At 66.8% G+C, this 17,627-nt stretch carries 16 protein-coding genes; 1 reads left to right on the top strand and 15 read right to left on the bottom strand.

Translation table 11 applies throughout. The features are described from left to right. Positions 1–14: 14 nt before the first annotated feature. The 6 genes from ABD05_RS24230 to ABD05_RS24205 all read right to left on the bottom strand — a co-directional run bounded on the left by ABD05_RS24230 (position 15) and on the right by ABD05_RS24205 (position 6,378). The gene (locus tag ABD05_RS24230; RefSeq protein ID WP_047902572.1) at positions 15–2,153 is read right to left on the bottom strand and encodes a type VI secretion system Vgr family protein; all 2,139 of its coding nucleotides are present in this window, start codon (positions 2,151–2,153) and stop codon (positions 15–17) included. 374 nt (positions 2,154–2,527) lie between these two features. Beyond that, positions 2,528–3,106, bottom strand: a complete 579-nt coding sequence (locus ABD05_RS24225; RefSeq protein WP_047902571.1) for a GNAT family N-acetyltransferase — start codon at positions 3,104–3,106, stop codon at positions 2,528–2,530. Positions 3,107–3,259: 153 nt separating this feature from the next. Further along, complete coding sequence (yfiB, locus tag ABD05_RS24220) at positions 3,260–3,769, bottom strand: outer membrane lipoprotein YfiB (RefSeq protein ID WP_047902570.1); 510 nt, start codon at positions 3,767–3,769, stop codon at positions 3,260–3,262. 87 nt (positions 3,770–3,856) lie between these two features. After that, positions 3,857–5,125, bottom strand: coding sequence for a diguanylate cyclase DgcN/YfiN (dgcN, locus tag ABD05_RS24215; protein ID WP_047902569.1), 1,269 nt, complete (start codon positions 5,123–5,125; stop codon positions 3,857–3,859). Continuing rightward, positions 5,122–5,820, bottom strand: a complete 699-nt coding sequence (gene yfiR, locus ABD05_RS24210; RefSeq protein WP_047902568.1) for a regulatory sequestration protein YfiR — start codon at positions 5,818–5,820, stop codon at positions 5,122–5,124. Before yfiR ends, dgcN begins: the two co-directional genes overlap by 4 nt. A 321-nt stretch (positions 5,821–6,141) precedes the next feature. Then, a complete protein-coding gene (locus tag ABD05_RS24205) occupies positions 6,142–6,378 on the bottom strand; it encodes a hypothetical protein (RefSeq protein ID WP_047902567.1) in 237 nt (78 codons plus the stop codon). A 223-nt stretch (positions 6,379–6,601) separates the two neighbouring features. Between ABD05_RS24205 and ABD05_RS24200 the strand changes: the two genes are divergently transcribed. After that, positions 6,602–7,843, top strand: a complete 1,242-nt coding sequence (locus tag ABD05_RS24200; protein WP_047902566.1) for an NAD(P)/FAD-dependent oxidoreductase — start codon at positions 6,602–6,604, stop codon at positions 7,841–7,843. A gap of 24 nt (positions 7,844–7,867) precedes the next feature. Here ABD05_RS24200 and ABD05_RS24195 read toward each other — a convergent pair whose 3' ends face one another. From ABD05_RS24195 to ABD05_RS24155, 9 genes are all read right to left on the bottom strand, one after another. Further along, the gene (locus tag ABD05_RS24195) at positions 7,868–8,629 is read right to left on the bottom strand and encodes a FadR/GntR family transcriptional regulator (RefSeq protein WP_047902565.1); all 762 of its coding nucleotides are present in this window, start codon (positions 8,627–8,629) and stop codon (positions 7,868–7,870) included. A gap of 68 nt (positions 8,630–8,697) precedes the next feature. Continuing rightward, the gene (locus tag ABD05_RS24190) at positions 8,698–9,588 is read right to left on the bottom strand and encodes an L-fucono-1,5-lactonase (protein ID WP_047903767.1); all 891 of its coding nucleotides are present in this window, start codon (positions 9,586–9,588) and stop codon (positions 8,698–8,700) included. Between the two features lie 85 nt (positions 9,589–9,673). Next, a complete protein-coding gene (locus ABD05_RS24185; protein ID WP_047902564.1) occupies positions 9,674–10,615 on the bottom strand; it encodes an ABC transporter substrate-binding protein in 942 nt (313 codons plus the stop codon). Between the two features lie 71 nt (positions 10,616–10,686). Continuing rightward, positions 10,687–11,724: an ABC transporter permease gene (locus ABD05_RS24180; RefSeq protein WP_047902563.1), complete on the bottom strand. Its 1,038-nt coding sequence runs from the start codon at positions 11,722–11,724 to the stop codon at positions 10,687–10,689. A 19-nt stretch (positions 11,725–11,743) separates the two neighbouring features. After that, positions 11,744–13,282 carry a sugar ABC transporter ATP-binding protein gene (locus ABD05_RS24175; RefSeq protein WP_047903766.1) on the bottom strand — a complete coding sequence of 513 codons (1,539 nt, stop codon included), beginning with the start codon at positions 13,280–13,282 and terminating at the stop codon, positions 11,744–11,746. Between the two features lie 21 nt (positions 13,283–13,303). After that, positions 13,304–14,080, bottom strand: a complete 777-nt coding sequence (locus tag ABD05_RS24170; RefSeq protein WP_047902562.1) for an SDR family oxidoreductase — start codon at positions 14,078–14,080, stop codon at positions 13,304–13,306. Between the two features lie 67 nt (positions 14,081–14,147). Then, the gene (locus ABD05_RS24165; RefSeq protein ID WP_047902561.1) at positions 14,148–15,425 is read right to left on the bottom strand and encodes an L-fuconate dehydratase; all 1,278 of its coding nucleotides are present in this window, start codon (positions 15,423–15,425) and stop codon (positions 14,148–14,150) included. 23 nt (positions 15,426–15,448) lie between these two features. Continuing rightward, the gene (locus ABD05_RS24160; protein ID WP_047902560.1) at positions 15,449–16,291 is read right to left on the bottom strand and encodes an ureidoglycolate lyase; all 843 of its coding nucleotides are present in this window, start codon (positions 16,289–16,291) and stop codon (positions 15,449–15,451) included. Between the two features lie 37 nt (positions 16,292–16,328). Then, positions 16,329–17,093: an SDR family oxidoreductase gene (locus tag ABD05_RS24155; protein ID WP_047902559.1), complete on the bottom strand. Its 765-nt coding sequence runs from the start codon at positions 17,091–17,093 to the stop codon at positions 16,329–16,331. Positions 17,094–17,627: the final 534 nt, after the last annotated feature.

The raw sequence follows: 17,627 nt of genomic DNA, 5'->3' as shown, positions 1-17,627 counted from the left end.
TGGTTTTGTTCGTGTTATTTGTTGAGATCGATGCGCTGGCCGTTGACCATCACGCCGTCGTCGGTCATCAGGATCACGGAGCCCTTGTGCTCGAGGCGAATGCCTTCGGGCGCGAGCGAGATCGAGCTGTCCTGCACCTTCAGCAGGATGCCGCGCTCGGCCACGTAGACCTGCGTGCCGCCGCCGCCATCCTTGGCAGGCGTCGTCACCTCGACCGTGGTCGCGGTGGTGCTCCGCTTCTCGGCGATCGTCTCGGTCAGGTTGCCCTGCGGAATCTGCTTTTCTTCGCTGCCCGTCGCCACCAGGACGGTACGCATCGGCCCCAGCACCTTGTGCGTCTCGCTGTTCTCGACCACGGTGTTCATGTCTTTCTGGGCGTGCATGAAGAATTCCTGCATGCCGTTCGTGTCGGTCATGCGGATCTCGTTCGAGCCCTGCCCCTTGTGCGTCTGGCTCTTGATCCCCATCGTCTGGCCGGCCGCACCGTGGTACGGATTGCCTTGCTCGCCGTTGAACACGCGGCCCACGATCACCGGGTTATCCGGATCGCCCTGATTGAACGCCACGAGCACTTCCTGCTTGATCCGCGGAATCGCGGCCGCGCCCCAGCCATCGCCCGCCCACGGCTGCGACACGCGCACCCACATCGAGTCGGATCCATCCTTCTTGCCGCGCCGGTCCCACGGGAAATGCACCTTCACGGCGCTCCCGTTGGTGTAGATTTCCTCGCCCTTCGGACCGACGACGATCGCCGACTGCGTGCCGTGAATCACCGGTTTCGGCGTGCCGCGCGGCGCGCGGTACGGAATCTTCTTCGGCAGCAACGCGAAGCTGTTGCGGTACGGCAGCTTTGCGCTGTGCTGCGTGTAGTCGTTCACCGCCTCGTGACGCACGTGCAGGATCACGTATTCCTGGTTGTTCTCGAGGACCGGGTGATTGGCCACGTTGACGGCGCCGGCGGTCGTCATGCGCCATGCGTAGCCGCCGCCGGTATAGCGATGGGCCTGCGCCTCCTCGGCCTCCATCGCAAAACGGGCATAACGGTTGCCGTCGTCGCCGTGGTCGTACAGCGACTGGTGCTCGAACCGCTCGGTCGAGTCGAGCCGCGCGTGCTTGAGGTTCTGCGGGCCGGCTTCCACCAGCATCAGCGGCGACGACGGATTCTGGTGATTGAAGTCGCGGAACGTGACCTTGCCGACGCCAAAGCGCCGGCCTTCGTGCAACTGGTCGATGCCGCTGTCCTCGCTCGCCTCGGTGGCGGCGAACGGCACGGTTGCCAGCCCGTCGATCGGGCGGAACAGCAAATTCGTGTCGCCGATCACAAGCATGTGCTTGTCCTTCTCGTAGCGGTGCGTCCAGACCAGCCCTTCCTGCTCCATCAACCGCGCACAGAAGTTGTAGTAGGACTCCTGGTACATCACCACGTATTCGAGCGGTTTCTGGTTCGTCCGGATGTCGAACACGAAGTCGGAGAATCCGTGCTCCTGGAAAATCTCGGCGAGGATGTCCTGCGCGGTCTTGTTCTGGAAAATCCGGCAGTCGGTCGAGCGCGTCAGGAACCAGAACCACGGCACCGCCGTCAGGTGGTACTGCGTGACATTCCCGGGATTGCCGGCGCGGTCGAACGACGCGACGTAGCCGTCGAAATAACGGTCGTTCTCGCCGGCACCCGATGCAACGACGCGTTCAAGTGTCGACAGGCGCGCCTGCTGATCGAATCGAATCTTGACCTGCTGGCCGATCAGGTCGTCGGGGCGCAGGTCGTGGCGATGCGACAGCAGGTCGAGGTGGATTTCCGGCAACCGGTTCACGTACTCGTCGACGACGGCGGCGCTGACCAGCAGCACATCCGGGCCGAGCGGCGTATCGAGCGTGACGTAACGATTGAGCTGGGTCAGGCGCGCGGGGTTGGCGGCGCCGTTGATCGCTTCGGCAACCGCGCCGGGCGTCTTGTCCATCAGCGAGAAGCCGGTCTGTGCGAGCTGCATCGCACGCTGGACGGTGTCGACGTGCCCGGCCAGGCCCGCGAGCGGCCCGAGGCTCCCGGCAACACTCGAGGCGATCGGCCCTGCCAGGCCGCCGAGCGCGCTCAAGGAGCCGAGCGCGCCGCCGCCCAAACCATTGGGAATACCCCCGTTCGGAGCGAAACTCATTCTTGTTCCTTGCGTGTGATCTCAGGTTCCGTGGGCCGTCTGGCCGGCCCGAAGCCCCGATAATGTAGGACAAATTCCGACCATGCGAAAGACACCGGCAAACGTTTTCGTTCGGGCCCTGAAACTCGGAAAACCAGACCAGCGGCTGGGCGCCAGGGCAGGCTTGCCCGCGGGGAAGGAATGGCAATGGGGAGTTAAAAAACGGGCGGAACCGTTCTATTCGGGCAAATGAAAGCCCCATCCGGACTTTATCGAGCAGCTTCCAGTCGCCAACGACTGCTCCAGCCGACGATCCGTCCACATGACAAGAACATGAAGGTCCGCGGCTTGTACCGAGCAGACGCTCATACGCCTACGACACGCAGCGCCCTTGCCTATGGCGCGGCGATCGGAAACATCAGGTCGAAAAGCGCCTTCGCCTTCGGTGTGAGATTCGCCGGGTCGGGGCGCAGCATGTCTTCGTCAGCAACGAGAACCTTGCCATAGACGGCCTCGAATATCCGCTTCACGGCACCATCGCTCCCGATCTCCCGGTCGTAGCCAGGCGCGAAACCAACCAGCAGATAGCCGGCGCGTTCCAGTGCGACCTGCATGTGCGGCACTTTCAGCGTCGCCATCGTGTAGACGAACTCGGCGCCGCAGGTTCGACAAATGCGTTCGGTACCGGACATGCAGCTCAGGGCCAGCTTCGAGCCACGGTGCTCCGGCGCCACGATCAATAGCCGCCCATAGATCGACAGCGCATCGGGTTCACGCTCGTAAGACCACATGCCGACGATCTCGTCGGCGAACTTGATCAACAGAACGTAGACGTCCCGTTCAGCCTCATTCGCCAGGAAGGTCTTGTCGAGATAGAACTGTTCCCGGACGTAGCAACTGCCGGCGCCAATCCCGATGTCCGGGTGCCATTGCCGGACTTTCGTCGTGAGATCCGGAATCTGGCTGCGGCTCAACTGCTAGAACGCATACCCGGCGGGTAGCGGAATGAGGCTGTTCAGTTCCGTGACGGTGGCCCACCTCATGTTTCGTCTCCTTCCGATTGCGGCCAATCGCTGCACACCAATACGCGATACGCATCGCCGGACGCTGCCATCCCGCCAGGAACGTCACCTCGGCGAAACCACAATCGCTGCCCTCCGATTCTGCATCCTGCCGGCCGGCGTACGGTTGTCGCCCACCGGGTCGCGCTTCCCTCTACCGACAACCGCAATGCGCTTCCCATCCAGCCCGACGTCGACGAGTTCTATCGCCACGACCTCGGCACGCCGCTTGGACAACTCGAAGTCGTAATCATCCGCCCCCTCCTGATCCGAGTACCCATAAACCCGCACCCCGTTGATCCCCGCCGACCTGAGCGTGCGCCCGATCCGTTCGACGATCCGCCGCACATCGGGCTTGAGGTTATATCGATCGAAATCGAACAGGATCGGTCCGGTCGAGCCGAACTCGAAACCCTCCTCGGTCTCGTGGAAACCGGCCGACTTGAGCGTCGTGACCTGCGTCTGCGTCAGCCCACGATGAAGCGGCGGCGCCTTGCAGCCCCCCAGCAGCAAACACAGCAGCAGCGCGCTCGTGACGCACATCCGCCCCGTGCTCACAGGAAACGAGTTGTTCATCTCACATCCCCTTCGAGGGCGCCCGCGTCGGGCGCGCTTTTTGTGATCCGCTGCCGCGGCCTCGCCCGCAGCGCGAAGCGATCGGCATCAAACCGGTCCTGCGACACTTTCAGCCAACTGCCACGAGCCTGGCCGAGTGCGCTTGGCCCGGTACATCGCCGCATCCGCCGCGCGCAGCAAGCCGCCCGCGTCCGACGCGTGGTCGGGATACAGCGCAACGCCGGCACTCATCATGGTGGCCACCATGCGGCCGTCGAACAGTTCGATCGACGGCGCCATGCCGGACAATATCTCGTCGGCGATGCGACATACGCTGCCCGCTTCGCGCACAGCCGACAGCATCACCGCGAATTCGTCGCCGCCCAGCCGGGCGACCAGATCGGCCTCGCGCACCTGCGCGCGCAGCCGCGCCGCGATGTCGATCAGCACCGCGTCGCCGGCGTCGTGGCCGAAGCAATCGTTGATCTCCTTGAAGCGGTCGCAGTCCAGATACAGGATGCCGACCCGCTGGCCCGTCGCCCTGGCTTCGCTGAGCGCAAGCGCAAGGCGCGACTCGAACTGCACGCGGTTGGGCAGGCCCGTGAGCGCATCGTGCGTCGCCTTGTGTTCGAGCGACGCGTTCTCGTCGCGCAGCGTGTTCTGCCAGTCTTCGAATTCGTCGAGCAACGCATTGAAGTCGTCGCCGAGCTCGTTCAGTTCGGCGATCGGCACGGGCGCGACCCGTCGCGCGAACGCACGGTCGCGCCGTACGGCGTGCGCCACGCCGGCCAGCGCGCGCAGCGGCGAAACGATGTTGCGCAGCAGACGCTTCGAGCTGACATACGCGCCGAACACGCTGACGGCCAGGCCGCCGAGAATGCCGCCGACGCCGCCGAGCAGGAAGCCGAAGAACTGGTGCCCGCGGCCGCGCACGACGACGTGGCCGACGATGATGCCGTCGTGCATCACCGGAACCGTCACGGGCCCGGGCAGCGCAAGGTCGGCGACGACGCGCTCAAGCCGCGCGATCTGGCTGCCGGCAGGCAACTGCCACGTCGCGAACAGCTGGCCATTGCTGTCCGTGACGACCACCTGCGCGACGTCCTCATCGCCGGCGATCAACCCGATCGCCTCGTTCGCCGCGACGCGGTCGCCGAACACGAGCGCCGCCTCGACCGTATAACCGAGCGATCGCGCCAGCAGGTTCAGGTTGTTGCCGGCATAGGCCCGCAACGCGATCACGGCGACCACGATCAACGACACGGCGGCCATCGCGACGGCGACGAACGCAAGGCGCAGGTGCGCGCGGCGCAACACGCTTTGCAGCGTCGGGCGCGACACCCGCGAGGGGGAAAAGTGAGGCGCGAACCGACTCATGGCGCCCCCGGCCGTCGCGCGAGATTGAGCACGTTCGGATGCACGCGTACGCCGCTGCGCGCCACGGCGTCGAGATTGATGTCGAACGACACGCGTTCGCCGTCGACGTTGAGACAGAACATGCTGCCTGCGGTGCAGGACGGATCGCGTTCCGAGATGGTCAGCACCGGATGGCCGGCCAACGCGGCTCTCACCCGCGTTCGCTCGACGTCGCTCAGGGTGCCGATATAGACGATGTCGCAGGCCATGCCGAGCGAGGGATCGTCGAAGCGGACACGCTGCACGTCGAGCAGCGTCGAGCCGGCCTGCAGCGTGTCGGTCAGGCCGCGCGCGTAGTCGGGCCGGCCCGTGACGCACAAATGCAGGCGAACGGGCGTCGTCGGCCAGCGCGTGAAGCTGATGATGCCGAGCACGACCTGGCGCACGGCGGAGTCGTGTGACGAAACGGCGGGATCGGCGGGGCTCGCGGTGGCGACGATGCGCATGGTGTCGGGCGAGCCGTCCGCATCGGCGGGATCCTCGACGAGCACCGCGGATGCCGCACCCAACACGCAAACGATTGCGATCAGCGCATGGCGCAGCGAAGCAGCCCGGCCGGGCCGGCCGGACGTCTTGCGCGCGGCGATGGTCGCCGCGCCCGTTGGCGTCGTTGCAGTCGCAAGACCGGTAGCCGCCGCGCACACTTTTGCATCCATGATGGCAACATCCGCTGGCGTTGCTCCGGCGCTGCCTCCTGCCTCCCTCCGTGCGCGAGCAGGCACCGTATCACGCGCACGATTGCTTCATCTTAGGTAAAAATTCGCATGCCCAACCAGTGGGAAACACCCGCGAAAAACATCGGAAAGTATGCGGAATCGGCGCTGTGCGCGATGATTCGGGCGAATGCGCTACCCGGTGTCGGCCCCGTCTCGACGTCGGCAAATTGATCAGCGGATTGGACGCGCGGCCAGCTCAAACTTCCTACGCTCTCCGGCGGCACGCCGGATCGTTTTGCGGCACATTAGGGGTGCCATGCGTTACCGTCTGTCGGCGGTGTGGAAGAACTCCGCGACGGCCGGCAAACGATCGGCGACGCCGGCCCACATCCGCATCAGCCGACCTGCAAGCGCATGGTCAGGTGCGGTCAGCAATTCGCGCCACGCCATCGGCACGTCGACACCGGTCGGCATCTCGTCTGCAGCGATCCAGACATTGCCGTTCACGCGAAAACGCTTCAACTCCGCCGCGCAGGCCTGTTTCGACCGGTCGATCATCGCGCGCCACCGCGGAACGCCGGACCCGGTGCAATCTCCTGTTCCGCCGCGCCGGGCCGATCCTCAGGTGCCACTCAACGCCCGCTCGTGTCCCGTCGCGTAGCGCCCTGCCCTTGGTGACCCACGCCGCCGCGAGTATGCTTGCGGTTCGAACGATCTCCAACCTGGGCGCGCACACCGCACTGCGGGCGAGCGCACCGCTAACCGTCTTTCACCACCACCGATGGATTTCGACGTAATCGTTCTCGGCGCCGGCATCGTCGGCGTCTCCGCCGCGCTGCATCTGCAGGACCGCGGCCGCAAGGTCGCCCTCGTCGATCGCGGCGCGCCCGGCGAAGGCACGAGCTTCGGCAACGCGGGGCTGATCGAGCGCTCGTCGGTCGAACCGTATCCGTTCCCGCGCAGCCCGTTCACGCTGATGCGCTATGCGCTGAACCGCTCGACCGACCTCTACTGGCACAGCGCGTCGCTGCCCGCGTTCGCGCCGTGGCTCGCGCGGTTCTGGTGGGAATCGGCGCCGCTGCGTCACGCAGCGGCCTCGCGCGACATGCTGCCGCTGATCGAGCGCTGCCTCGTCGAACACGACGCGCTGATCGCGCGGGCCGGCGCCGGCGAACTCATCCGCGCGAACGGCTGGCTGGAAGCATTCCGCACGCCCGCCGCGTTCGAACGCGGCGTGGCCGAAGCCGGCCTCACCGCCCGTCGCCACGGGCTCGGCATCACACCGCTCGATGCCGCCGCGCTGCTCGCGCACGAACCGAGCCTCGCGCCCGGCTTCTGCGGCGCGCTGCACTGGCTCGATCCGAAAAGCGTCGTCGATCCGTCCGCGCTCGTCAAAGCGTACGCGCAGCTCTTCGTGCAAGGCGGCGGCACGCTGCTGATGGGCGACGCCGCGAGCCTGGACGCACTGTCGCCCGGCTGGCAGGTCAGCACGCAGGACGGTATGGCCGCCGCGCCGGCCGTCGTCGTCGCGCTCGGCCCGTGGTCCGACACGGTGTTCGGCAAGTTCGGCTACAAGATTCCGCTACGCGAGAAGCGCGGCTATCACATGCACTACGCACCGTCCGCGCGCGGCGTGCCGTCGGCGCCGATCGTCGATCGCGAATACGGTTACGTGATCGCGCCGATGCGGCGCGGGCTGCGGCTCACGACCGGCGTCGAGATCGCGCGGCGCGGCGTGCCGCCGACCGGCGTGCAGCTCGAACGCGCGGAACGCGTCGCGCGGCCCGTGTTCGGCTTCGGCGAGCGGCTCGACCCGCAGCCGTGGCTCGGCTTCCGGCCGTGCACGCCCGACATGCGCCCGGTGATCGGTCCCGCGCCCGCGCATCGCGGGCTGTGGTTCTCGTTCGGACACAACCATCACGGGCTGACCCTCGGCCCCGTCACCGGCCGCCTGCTGGCCGAGATGATGACGGGCGAGACACCGTTCACCGATCCGGCGCCCTATCGCGCCGACCGCTTCTGAACGCTTGAACGCGTAATCGCGCGCTCAGTCGAGCGCCCGCCCGAAGATACGGATCACTTCGTCGAGATGCTCGGCCATTGCGCGGCGCGCGGCCTCCGGGTCGCGCGCGCGGATCGCGTCGAGGATCGCGCGGTGTTCCAGTTCCGACCGGTGCGGCATGTCGTTCGGCATGTACAGCGACTGCAGCCGCTGGAACATCAGGTCGTACTTGTGCGCGAGCAACTGCTTGATCATCAGCGCATACGCGGGGTTGTCGCTCGCTTCCGCGATGCGGATATGGAACAGCCGGTCGCCCGGATGCGTGAGCGAGCCGCTGCGGTTGTCTTCCTGGTTGCGCAGGAACGCTTCGTGGATCCCTTCGATCTGCTCGTCCGAGCCGTGCTTCGCGGCCAGCGACGCGGCTTCCGGCTCGATCAGCCGGCGCGCCTGCAACAGCGCGAACGGCGGGATTTCGGTGTCGAGGTCGAGCGCGATGCCGAGTTCGGGATCGATCTCGACGATCGTGAACGGCGCGGCCTTCGCATCGGGTTCGGGCTCGGGCGCGGCGGCCGTTTCGGGGTGGCGCACCTTCACGCCGTCGCCGACGCGCACGCTGACGAGCCCGCTTACTTCGAGCGCGATCAGCGCTTCGCGCACCGACGTGCGCGACACGCCGAACTGTTCGGCCAGTTCGCGTTCGGGCGGCAGATAGCTGCCCGGTGGAAAATCGCCGGACTCGATCATCGCACTGAGCTTGTCGGCGATCTGCTGGTAGAGGCGGCGGTTCTGAATCGGCTGGATGGACATACGTTGATGCAGGTGATCGGTTTCGTTGCGGACGGTCCGACGAATCGCACAGGCCGTTCGCGCCTATTTTATATGCCGCGCTTCGTCGCGCCCGGCACCGCATAACAATGCGCGGCCGTGCCGCCCCACAGCGCGTTGCGCTCGGCCGCCGACAGCCGCGCTTCGGCCCACCGCTCGACGATCGACGCCACTTCGTCATACGACGCGGCAAGCAGGCACACGGGCCAGTCCGACCCGAACATCAGCCGCTGCGGGCCGAACGCGTCGAGCGCCGCATCGAGGCACTGCTCGATATGCCGGATGTCCTGCGCACGCAGGCCGCGCCGCCAGTCGGCTTCGGTCACGAGCCCCGACAGCTTGCACGCGACATGCGGCATCGCGCCCAGTTCGCGCAGCGCCGCGCGCCAGCGCGGCAGCGCGGTTTCGTCGCGCTCGAACTCGGCCAGCGCGGGCTTGCCGACGTGGTCGAGCACGAGCCAGTGCGCGTCGTGCCGCGCGCAGAACGCGCGCACGTCGGGCAACTGGCGCTCGAACACGAGCACGTCGTACACATAGCCGTTCGCCTGCAGCCACGCGACACCGCGATTGAAACCGGCATCCGCGACGAACGCACCGACGTCGGCTTCGTCCTGCACCTGGTGACGAAAGCCGCGCAGCTTCGGGCTGCGCCATTCGGCGACACGATCGGCAAGCTGCGGCGCACCGAGATCCTCCCAGCCGACCACCGCCGCGATGCGCGCATCGTCGCGCGCGAGATCGAGCAGGAACGCCGTCTCGTCGCGCCCGGCGCGCGCCTGCACCGCGATCGACGCACCGAGCGCCTGCGCATGCATCGGCGGCCACAGCGCGTCGGGCAGGTAGTCGCGGGCCAGCACGCCCATCCCGGCGCCGATCCACGGATAGTCGGCCGCGCGATAACGCCAGAAGTGCTGATGGGAATCGATACGCACTGCGCCCATGGTGTCCTCGTGTTCCGCTCCGGCAAGCCATCTCACGCCGCCGCACGCGCTACCCGCCGCGTGCGGCGACGCCATGACGCGCCAATCAGTCGTACAACGCCGCCGCGACCTTCGGATCGTCGATGTTGGTCTTGTCGTACCAATAGAAACCGGTATCGATGACCTTCGGCAGCTTCTCGCCCTTGATCGCCTTCACGGCCGCCTCGACCGTCTTGTAGCCGATCCCGACCGGGTTCTGCGTGATCGCGCCGGCCATCAGCCCGCTGCGGATCGCGTCCTTCTGCTGCTTGCCGGAATCGTAGCCGACGATCACGACCTTGCGCTTCATTTCGCGCACGCCGTTGACCACGCCGATCGCCGAGCCTTCGTTGGTGCCGAACAGCCCCTTGAGCTTCGGATACGCCTGCAGGATCGACTTCGTCACCTCGGTCGACTTCAGCTGGTCGCCTTCGCCGTACTGCACGGTCACGACCTTCACCTTCGGGTGCGCCGCCTTCATCCGTTCGAGAAAGCCGTCGCGGCGGTCGATGCCGGTGCGGCTCGTCTGGTCGTGCGCGACCACGGCCACCTCGCCTTCGTCGCCGATCAGCGCGGCGAGCTTGTCGGCAGCGAGCGATGCGGCGGCCTTGTTGTTGGTCGACGCCGTCGTCACCGGGATGTCGCTGTCGACACCCGAGTCGAACGCGATCACCGGGATCTTCTCGGCCTGCGCCTTCTTCAGCAGCGGCAGCGCGGCCTTGCTGTCGAGTGCCGCGAAGCCGAGCGCGGCCGGCTTCTTCGCGATCGCGGCGGACAGCATGTCGATCTGCTTGTCGACCATCGCCTCGGTTTCCGGCCCTTCGAACGTCACCTTCACCTTGTAGTCCTTCGCGGCCTGCATCGCGCCCGATTTCACGGCCTGCCAGAACTGATGCTGGAAGCCCTTCGAGATCAGCGGGATATAGGTTTCCTGCGCCTGCGCGCCGGCCGTCACGCCGACGGCGAACGTCAGCCCGACGATCGCGTTCAACACCTTGCTCCTGATCACTTCGCGTCTCCTTTTTTCGTATCGAATGGAACGCCGGCCGAAACCGGCGGTGAAGCGCATGCCTGCGTGCGTCAACGGCGGCGCCGGCGCAGGATGTCGACGTAGACGGCGAGGATGATGATCACGCCCGTCACGACCGTCTGCCATTCCTGCGCGACCGACATGATGCGCAGGCCGTTGGTCAGCACGCTCATGATGAACGCGCCGATGATGGTGCCGACGATGCTGCCCGCGCCGCCCGACAGCGACGTGCCGCCGATCACGACCGCGGCGATCGCGTCGAGCTCGTAGCCCTGCCCGAGCGCGGGCTGCGCGGAGTTCAGCCGCGACGCGATCAGGAGCCCGGCGATCCCGCACACCGCGCCGCTGAACGTGTAGACCGCGATCTTCCACGCGTCGACGTTCACGCCGGACAGCCGCAGCGCTTCTTCGTTGCTGCCGAGCGCGAATGTGTAGCGGCCGAAGATCGTCCGGTTCAGCACGATCGATGCGCCGACCGCGACGAGAAACAGGATCAGCACCGCGTTCGGGATCGGCAGCGCGGGGATCAGGTTGCCGATCAGCGAATCCTGCGCGATCGACGTGAAGCCCGGCGTGTCGTTGAAGTAGATCGGCCGCGTGCCCGAGATCACGAGCGACAGCCCCTTGAGCAGCATCATCATGCCGAGCGTCGCGATGAACGGCGGCACCTTCATCTTCGCGATCACGAAGCCCGACACGCAGCCGGACAGCGCACCGAACAGCAGCGCGGCCAGGATCCCGAGCGGCAGCGGCATCCCCCACTTCGTCAGCACGACGCCGGCCATCACCGCGCAGAACGTCATCAGCGTGCCGACCGACAGGTCGATGCCCGACGTGATGATCACGTAGGTGCAGGCGACGGCCAGCACGCCGTTCACGGCGGTGGCCTGCAGGATCGTGACGAGGTTGTCGACTTCGAGGAAGTTCGGCGACGCGATGCTGAAGAACACGATCAGCAGCACGAGGCTCGCGAACGCGAGCAGCTTCTGCCGCGCGGCCGGGTTGAAGAAGCGGGCGCGGAAGCCGGCGGCGCCGGCCTGCGAATCGCCGGAAGCGAGGGGCGGAACGGGATGCGTATCGTTGGACATGATCGGGTAAGCGTCTGAATCAGGACAATACGGTCGACTCGCGTTGCGTCGCGAGCTGCATGATCTTTTCCTGCGTGGCGTCGGCCGCGCGCAATTCGCCGGTGACGCGGCCTTCGCACATCACGAGAATCCGGTGGCTCATGCGCAGCACCTCGGGCAGTTCCGACGAGATCATCACGATCGCCTTGCCGTCGGCGGCGAGCGCGTCGAGCAGCTTGTAGATCTCGCTTTTCGCGCCGACGTCGATGCCGCGCGTCGGCTCGTCGAAGAACAGGATGTCGCAGTCGCGCAGCAGCCACTTCGCGATCACGATCTTCTGCTGGTTGCCGCCCGACAGCAGCCGCGCGGGCTGCGCGACCGACGGCGTGCGGATCGCGAGCTGCCGCACGTACGCCTGCGCGGTGTCGCGCATCCCGCGTGCATCGAGGAACACGCCGCGGCGCACGAAGCGGCGCATGCTCGACAGCGCGATGTTGTTCTGCACGTCCATCCCGACCGCGAGCCCGAAGTGCTTGCGATCCTCGGACAGGTAGCCGATCCCGTGCGCGACCGCGTCGGCCGGCGTGCGGATCGTCACGGTCTTGCCGTGCACGCGGATCTCGCCCGCGTCGACCGGGTCCGCGCCGAATACCGCACGCGCGACCTCGGTGCGGCCCGCGCCCATCAGCCCCGCGAAGCCGAGAATCTCGCCGCGCCGCAGCGTGAAGCCGACGTCGCGGATCGTGCGGCCGCGCGACAGCCCGCGCACTTCGAGCGCAACGTCGTTCGCGGACGTGTCAGGCGGCGTGCGGTGCTCCGACTCGAGCTGGCGGCCGACCATCATCGCGATGATCGCGTCCATCGACGTTTCCGCCATCGGCACGGTCGCGACGTACTTGCCGTCGCGCATCACGGTCACGCGATCGGCGATCTGGCGCAGTTCGTCCATCTTGTGCGAGATGTAGACGATGCCGACGCCGTGCGCGCGCAGGTCGCGGATGATGCGGAACAGCTCGGCGATCTCCGCGTTGTTGAGCGCGGCGGTCGGCTCGTCCATGATCAGCACGCGCGAGTCGAACGACAGCGCCTTCGCGATCTCGACCATCTGCTGCTTCGCGACCGTCAGCCGGCCGACCGGCGTGCGCGGGTCGAGATCGAGCCGCATCCGCGCGAAGATCGCGGCCGCGTCGCGATTCAATTTGTCTTCGTCGACGAACACGCCGAAGCGGCCGCGCGGCTCGCGGCCGATGAAGATGTTCTGCGCGACGCTCAGGTGGTTCATCAGGTTCAGTTCCTGATGGATGATGCCGATCCCGAGCGCCTGCGCGGCGCGCGGATCGGCGATCTCCACCGCGCGGCCGTCCATCCGGATCTCGCCGTCGTCGCGCTGGTACACACCGGCGAGGATCTTCATCAGCGTCGACTTGCCGGCGCCGTTCTCGCCCATCAGCGCATGCACTTCGCCGGCACGCAGGTCGAAACGGCAGTCGTCGAGCGCCTGCACGCCCGGAAAGCGCTTGCCGATGCCGCTCAGCGCAATCAGCGGCGGCGCGGCGTTCAGGTTCGGGTCGGGTTGCATGGGTTCGGGGTTCCGCTGCATTCAACCGATCGCACGGTCGAGATGCGTATAACCGCCATCGACGAACAGCCACTGGCCCGTCGTGTGCGATGCGCGCGCCGACAGCAGGAACACGGCCGTGTCGGCGATCTCGTCGGCCGTCGTGAAGCGCTTGCCGAGCGGCACCTTGCCGGCGATTTCGGCGAGCTTCGCATCGGGGTCGTCGAAGCCGGCGAGCCAGTTCTTGTAAAGCGGCGTCATCACCTCGGCCGGGATCACTGCGTTCACGCGCACGCCGTCGTCGCGCAATGCGACGGCCCATTCGCGCGTCAACGCGAGCTGCGCGCCCTTCGATGCGCAATAGCCGCTCGTGTTGCCCTGCCCGGTGACGGCCGTCTTCGACGAGATGTTGACGATCGCGCCGCGCGTGGCCTTCAGGTGCGGCACGCAGTAGTGCGCCATCATGTAGTAGTGGATCAGGTTGCGTTCGAGCGACGCGACGAACGCGTCGCGCCCCGCGTCGAGGCCGACGCTGTCGTTGATGCCCGCGTTATTGACGAGGCCGTCGATGCGGCCGAAGCCCGCGACGGTCTGCGCGACCGCATCGCGGCACTGCGCGTCGTCCTGCAATTCGACCGACACGCACGCGGCGCGCGGCTGCTTCTGCTCGAGTTCGCGCCAGAATGCGTCGTCGGGCGCGTGGCGCGCGAACACCACCGGAATCGCGCCCTCGCCGGCGAGCCGCATCGAGATCGCGGCGCCGATGCCCGATGCACCACCGGTCACGATCACGACCTTGTCTTGCAGGTTCAAATCCACTTCGCGTCTCCGTCGTTCATGTTGTCGCCGCGCACGTCGTGCGGCGTGCCGCGTGCGTCGCCGTGTTTCAGCCGCGGAACAGGTACTGCTCCAGCGATTCGGGCTTCATCTCGATCGAGAAACCGGGCGCCGTCGGCGGCATGTACGCCGCGCCGCGCACCACGCACGGCTCGACGAAATGCTCGTGCAGGTGATCGACGTATTCGGTCACGCGCCCTTCCTTCGTGCCGGAAATGCACACGTAGTCGATCATCGACAGGTGCTGCACGTATTCGCACAACCCGACGCCGCCCGCATGCGGGCACACCGGCAGCCCGTACTTCGCGGCCATCAGCATCACCGCGAGAATCTCGTTCACGCCGCCGAGCCGGCACGCGTCGATCTGCACGACGTCGATCGCACCGCGCGCGATGAACTGCTTGAACAGCACGCGGTTCTGGCACATCTCGCCGGTCGCGACCTGCACGGGCGCGATCGCCTTGCGGATCTTGCGATGCCCTTCGACGTCGTCGGGGCTCGTCGGCTCCTCGATGAACCACGGCCGCGCGAACGCGAGCTCGCGCACCCAGTCGATCGCCTCGTCGACTTCCCACACCTGGTTCGCGTCGATCATCAGCTTGCGGTCCGGGCCGATCACCTCGCGCGCGATCGTCACGCGGCGGATGTCGTCCTCGAGGTTCGCACCGACCTTCAGCTTCACGTAGTCGAACCCCTCGTCCACCGCTTCCTGGCACAGCCGGCGCAGCTTGTCGTCGCTGTAGCCGAGCCAGCCGGCCGACGTCGTGTAGCACGGGTAGCCGTCGCGCTCCAGCGTCGCGATCCGCGCGGCCTTGCCGGGCGCCTGCCGGCGCAGCAGGTCGAGCGCTTCGTCCGGCGTCAGGCAGTCGGTCAGGTAGCGGAAGTCGATCGTACGCACCAGCTCCTCGGGGCTCATGTCGGCGACGAGCCGCCACAGCGGCTTGCCCACCGCCTTCGCCCACAGATCCCACACCGCGTTGACGACGGCGCCCGTCGCCAGGTGGATCGCGCCCTTGTCGGGGCCGATCCAGCGCAACTGGCTGTCCGACGTGACGTGCCGCCAGAAGCGGCCCATGTCCTCGCGGATCCAGTCGAGGTCGAGGCCGACGACGAGGTGGCGCATCGCGTCGATCGCCGCGCAGCAGATTTCGTTGCCGCGCCCGATGGTGAACGTGAGCCCGTGACCTTCGAGCCCGTCGCGGTCGGTTTCGAGCACGACGTAGGCGGCCGAATAATCGGGGTCCGGATTCATCGCATCGGAGCCGTCGAGCTGCTGCGAGGTCGGAAAGCGCACGTCGAGGACGCGCATCGATCGAATGATAGGCATGACGAACCGTCCGTTAAAGGAAATCAGGCCTGCACGGTGCGCTGGCGCTGCTCGCCGAGCCCGTCGATGCCGAGCGTGATCACCTGCCCGGCGCGCAGGTAGACGGGCGGCTTCTGCCCGAGGCCGACGCCCGGCGGCGTGCCGGTCGAGATCACGTCGCCCGGCTGCAGGCTCATGAAGCGGCTCAGGTAGCTGATCAGGTGCGGCACGCGGAACACCATCGTCGCGGTCGAGCCGTTCTGGTAACGGTGACCGTCGACGTCGAGCCACAGCCGCAGCGCGTGCGGATCGGGCACTTCGTCGGCCGTCACGAGCCACGGGCCGAGCGGCCCGAACGTGTCGTTGCCCTTGCCCTTGTCCCACGTGCCGCCGCGTTCGAGCTGGTATTCGCGCTCCGACACGTCGTTCACGACGCAGTAGCCGGCGACGTGCGACAGCGCGTCGGCTTCGTCGATATAGCGGCCGCCCTTGCCGATCACCACGCCGAGCTCGACTTCCCAGTCGGTCTTCTCCGAGCCGCGCGGAATCTCGACGTCGTCGTTCGGCCCCGAGATCGCGCTCGTCCACTTGCCGAACACGACGGGCTCCTTCGGCACCTCCATCCCCGATTCGGCCGCATGGTCCGAATAGTTGAGGCCGATGCAGATGAACTTGCCGACGCGGCCGACGCACGCGCCGAGCCGCGGCGCGCCTTCGACGAGCGGCAGCGACGCCGGCGGAATGTCGCGCAGCCGCGCGAGCGAGGCCGGCGACAGCGCATCGCCGGCGATGTCGTCGATCACGCCGGACAGGTCGCGGATGTGGCCCTGCGCATCGAGCAGGCCCGGTTTTTCATGGTGTTTGTCGCCAAATCGCAGCAGTTTCATGGGGTTGTCTGAACGGAAAGTAAGGAGGAAGGCGCGGTCAGTTTGACCAGCCGCCATCGATCAGGTGAATCGCGCCGGTGGTAAATGCCGACTCGTCGGATGCCAGATAGGTTGCCAGCGCGGCGATCTCGTCCGCCGTACCGACGCGTCCCATCGGCTGGCGCGCGACAAAGGCGGCGCGCACCGTGTCGATGGTCGTGTTCTGCTTCAGCGCCTGCTCGGCAATACGGGCCTCAAGCGAAGGCGACTCGACCGTGCCGGGGCAGATCGCGTTGCAACGAATCCCTTGACCGACGAAATCGGCAGCCACCGCCTTGGTCAGGCCGATCACGGCCGCCTTGGTCGTGCCGTACACGAAGCGGTTCGGCACGCCCTTCACGCTCGACGCGGCCGACGCCATGTTGATGATCGACGCGCCGCCCGCTTCGAGCATCGCGGGCAGCAGCGTGCGGATCAGCCGGTACATCGACGTGACGTTCAGGTTCAGCGAAAACGCCCACGCGTCGTCGTCGCAGTCGAGGATTGAGCCGTGATGCACGTAGCCGGCGCAGTTGAACAGCACGTCGAACGCGCGTTCGCTCGCGGCGAGTGCGGCGACGTCTTGCGCGTCGGTGACGTCGAGCCGCCGCGTGGTCAACCGGCCGCCCGCACGTTCCGCGTCGGCCGCGAGCTGCGCGAGCGCGGCTTCGTTGATGTCGGTCGCCAGCACGTCAGCGCCCTCGCTTGCGAACCGCAGCGCGGTCGCGCGGCCGATGCCCTGCCCGGCCGCCGTTACCAGCGCGCGCTTGCCCTGCAATCTCATGAGCACGTCTCCCGAAAAGCCGGCCGCCAGACGGCCGATTGGCACAAAGGACTAAAGGTCCAACCAATCATAGGGAGTGATCGCCCGTTTGTCACGAATTTGGGATTCAGTATTTACCCGGGCAGGTAAATCCGGCGGGTGGGCAAAAATCCGGCGCTCGACTGGCTCCGGCAGCGTGCTTGGGGATTCGCGCAAACCCAATGCCGGCGGGCCTCTTGGCCTGCTTTTCGCGCACACCCGGCACGGCGGCCGCGCCAAACTGACGAAAAAGTCATGTTCGCGTCAGGGTGTCAACGGGATGCACGCGCGATCATGGCGTTGCCGGACCGCGCTTCCGGTACATCGCCTCCCCGCCCGCGTTCGATCCCTGCGGGCACTCCGTCCCCCGGCGATGTACTCCGTGACTGGGCGAGCAGACACGGCGCGCGGGCCGATTTTCCGCCCCGGACTTTCCGTCCGGGGCGTTTTTGTCCGTGGATCCCAAGAAAATAAGCCTGGATTGTTTCTAAATCGGCAAAAGGTAATTTGAGCCAG

Origin of the sequence: Burkholderia pyrrocinia, from assembly GCF_001028665.1 — a bacterium.
GTDB classification, from domain to species: Bacteria; Pseudomonadota; Gammaproteobacteria; order Burkholderiales; family Burkholderiaceae; genus Burkholderia; species Burkholderia pyrrocinia.
The sequence above is the reverse complement of the archived record's forward strand: the minus strand, read 5'-3'. Positions and strand labels throughout refer to the sequence as shown.

Excerpts from the sequence above, each read along its gene's own strand:
- ABD05_RS24230 (WP_047902572.1), bottom strand. The coding sequence starts at position 2,153 with ATGAGTTTCGCTCCGAACGGGGGTATTCCCAATGGTTTGGGCGGCGGC.
- yfiB (WP_047902570.1), bottom strand. The coding sequence starts at position 3,769 with ATGAACAACTCGTTTCCTGTGAGCACGGGGCGGATGTGCGTCACGAGC.
- dgcN (WP_047902569.1), bottom strand. The coding sequence starts at position 5,125 with ATGAGTCGGTTCGCGCCTCACTTTTCCCCCTCGCGGGTGTCGCGCCCG.
- yfiR (WP_047902568.1), bottom strand. The coding sequence starts at position 5,820 with ATGGATGCAAAAGTGTGCGCGGCGGCTACCGGTCTTGCGACTGCAACG.
- ABD05_RS24205 (WP_047902567.1), bottom strand. The coding sequence starts at position 6,378 with ATGATCGACCGGTCGAAACAGGCCTGCGCGGCGGAGTTGAAGCGTTTT.
- ABD05_RS24200 (WP_047902566.1), top strand. The coding sequence starts at position 6,602 with ATGGATTTCGACGTAATCGTTCTCGGCGCCGGCATCGTCGGCGTCTCC.
- ABD05_RS24195 (WP_047902565.1), bottom strand. The coding sequence starts at position 8,629 with ATGTCCATCCAGCCGATTCAGAACCGCCGCCTCTACCAGCAGATCGCC.
- ABD05_RS24190 (WP_047903767.1), bottom strand. The coding sequence starts at position 9,588 with ATGGGCGCAGTGCGTATCGATTCCCATCAGCACTTCTGGCGTTATCGC.
- ABD05_RS24180 (WP_047902563.1), bottom strand. The coding sequence starts at position 11,724 with ATGTCCAACGATACGCATCCCGTTCCGCCCCTCGCTTCCGGCGATTCG.
- ABD05_RS24175 (WP_047903766.1), bottom strand. The coding sequence starts at position 13,282 with ATGCAACCCGACCCGAACCTGAACGCCGCGCCGCCGCTGATTGCGCTG.
- ABD05_RS24165 (WP_047902561.1), bottom strand. The coding sequence starts at position 15,425 with ATGCCTATCATTCGATCGATGCGCGTCCTCGACGTGCGCTTTCCGACC.
- ABD05_RS24160 (WP_047902560.1), bottom strand. The coding sequence starts at position 16,291 with ATGAAACTGCTGCGATTTGGCGACAAACACCATGAAAAACCGGGCCTG.
- ABD05_RS24155 (WP_047902559.1), bottom strand. The coding sequence starts at position 17,093 with ATGAGATTGCAGGGCAAGCGCGCGCTGGTAACGGCGGCCGGGCAGGGC.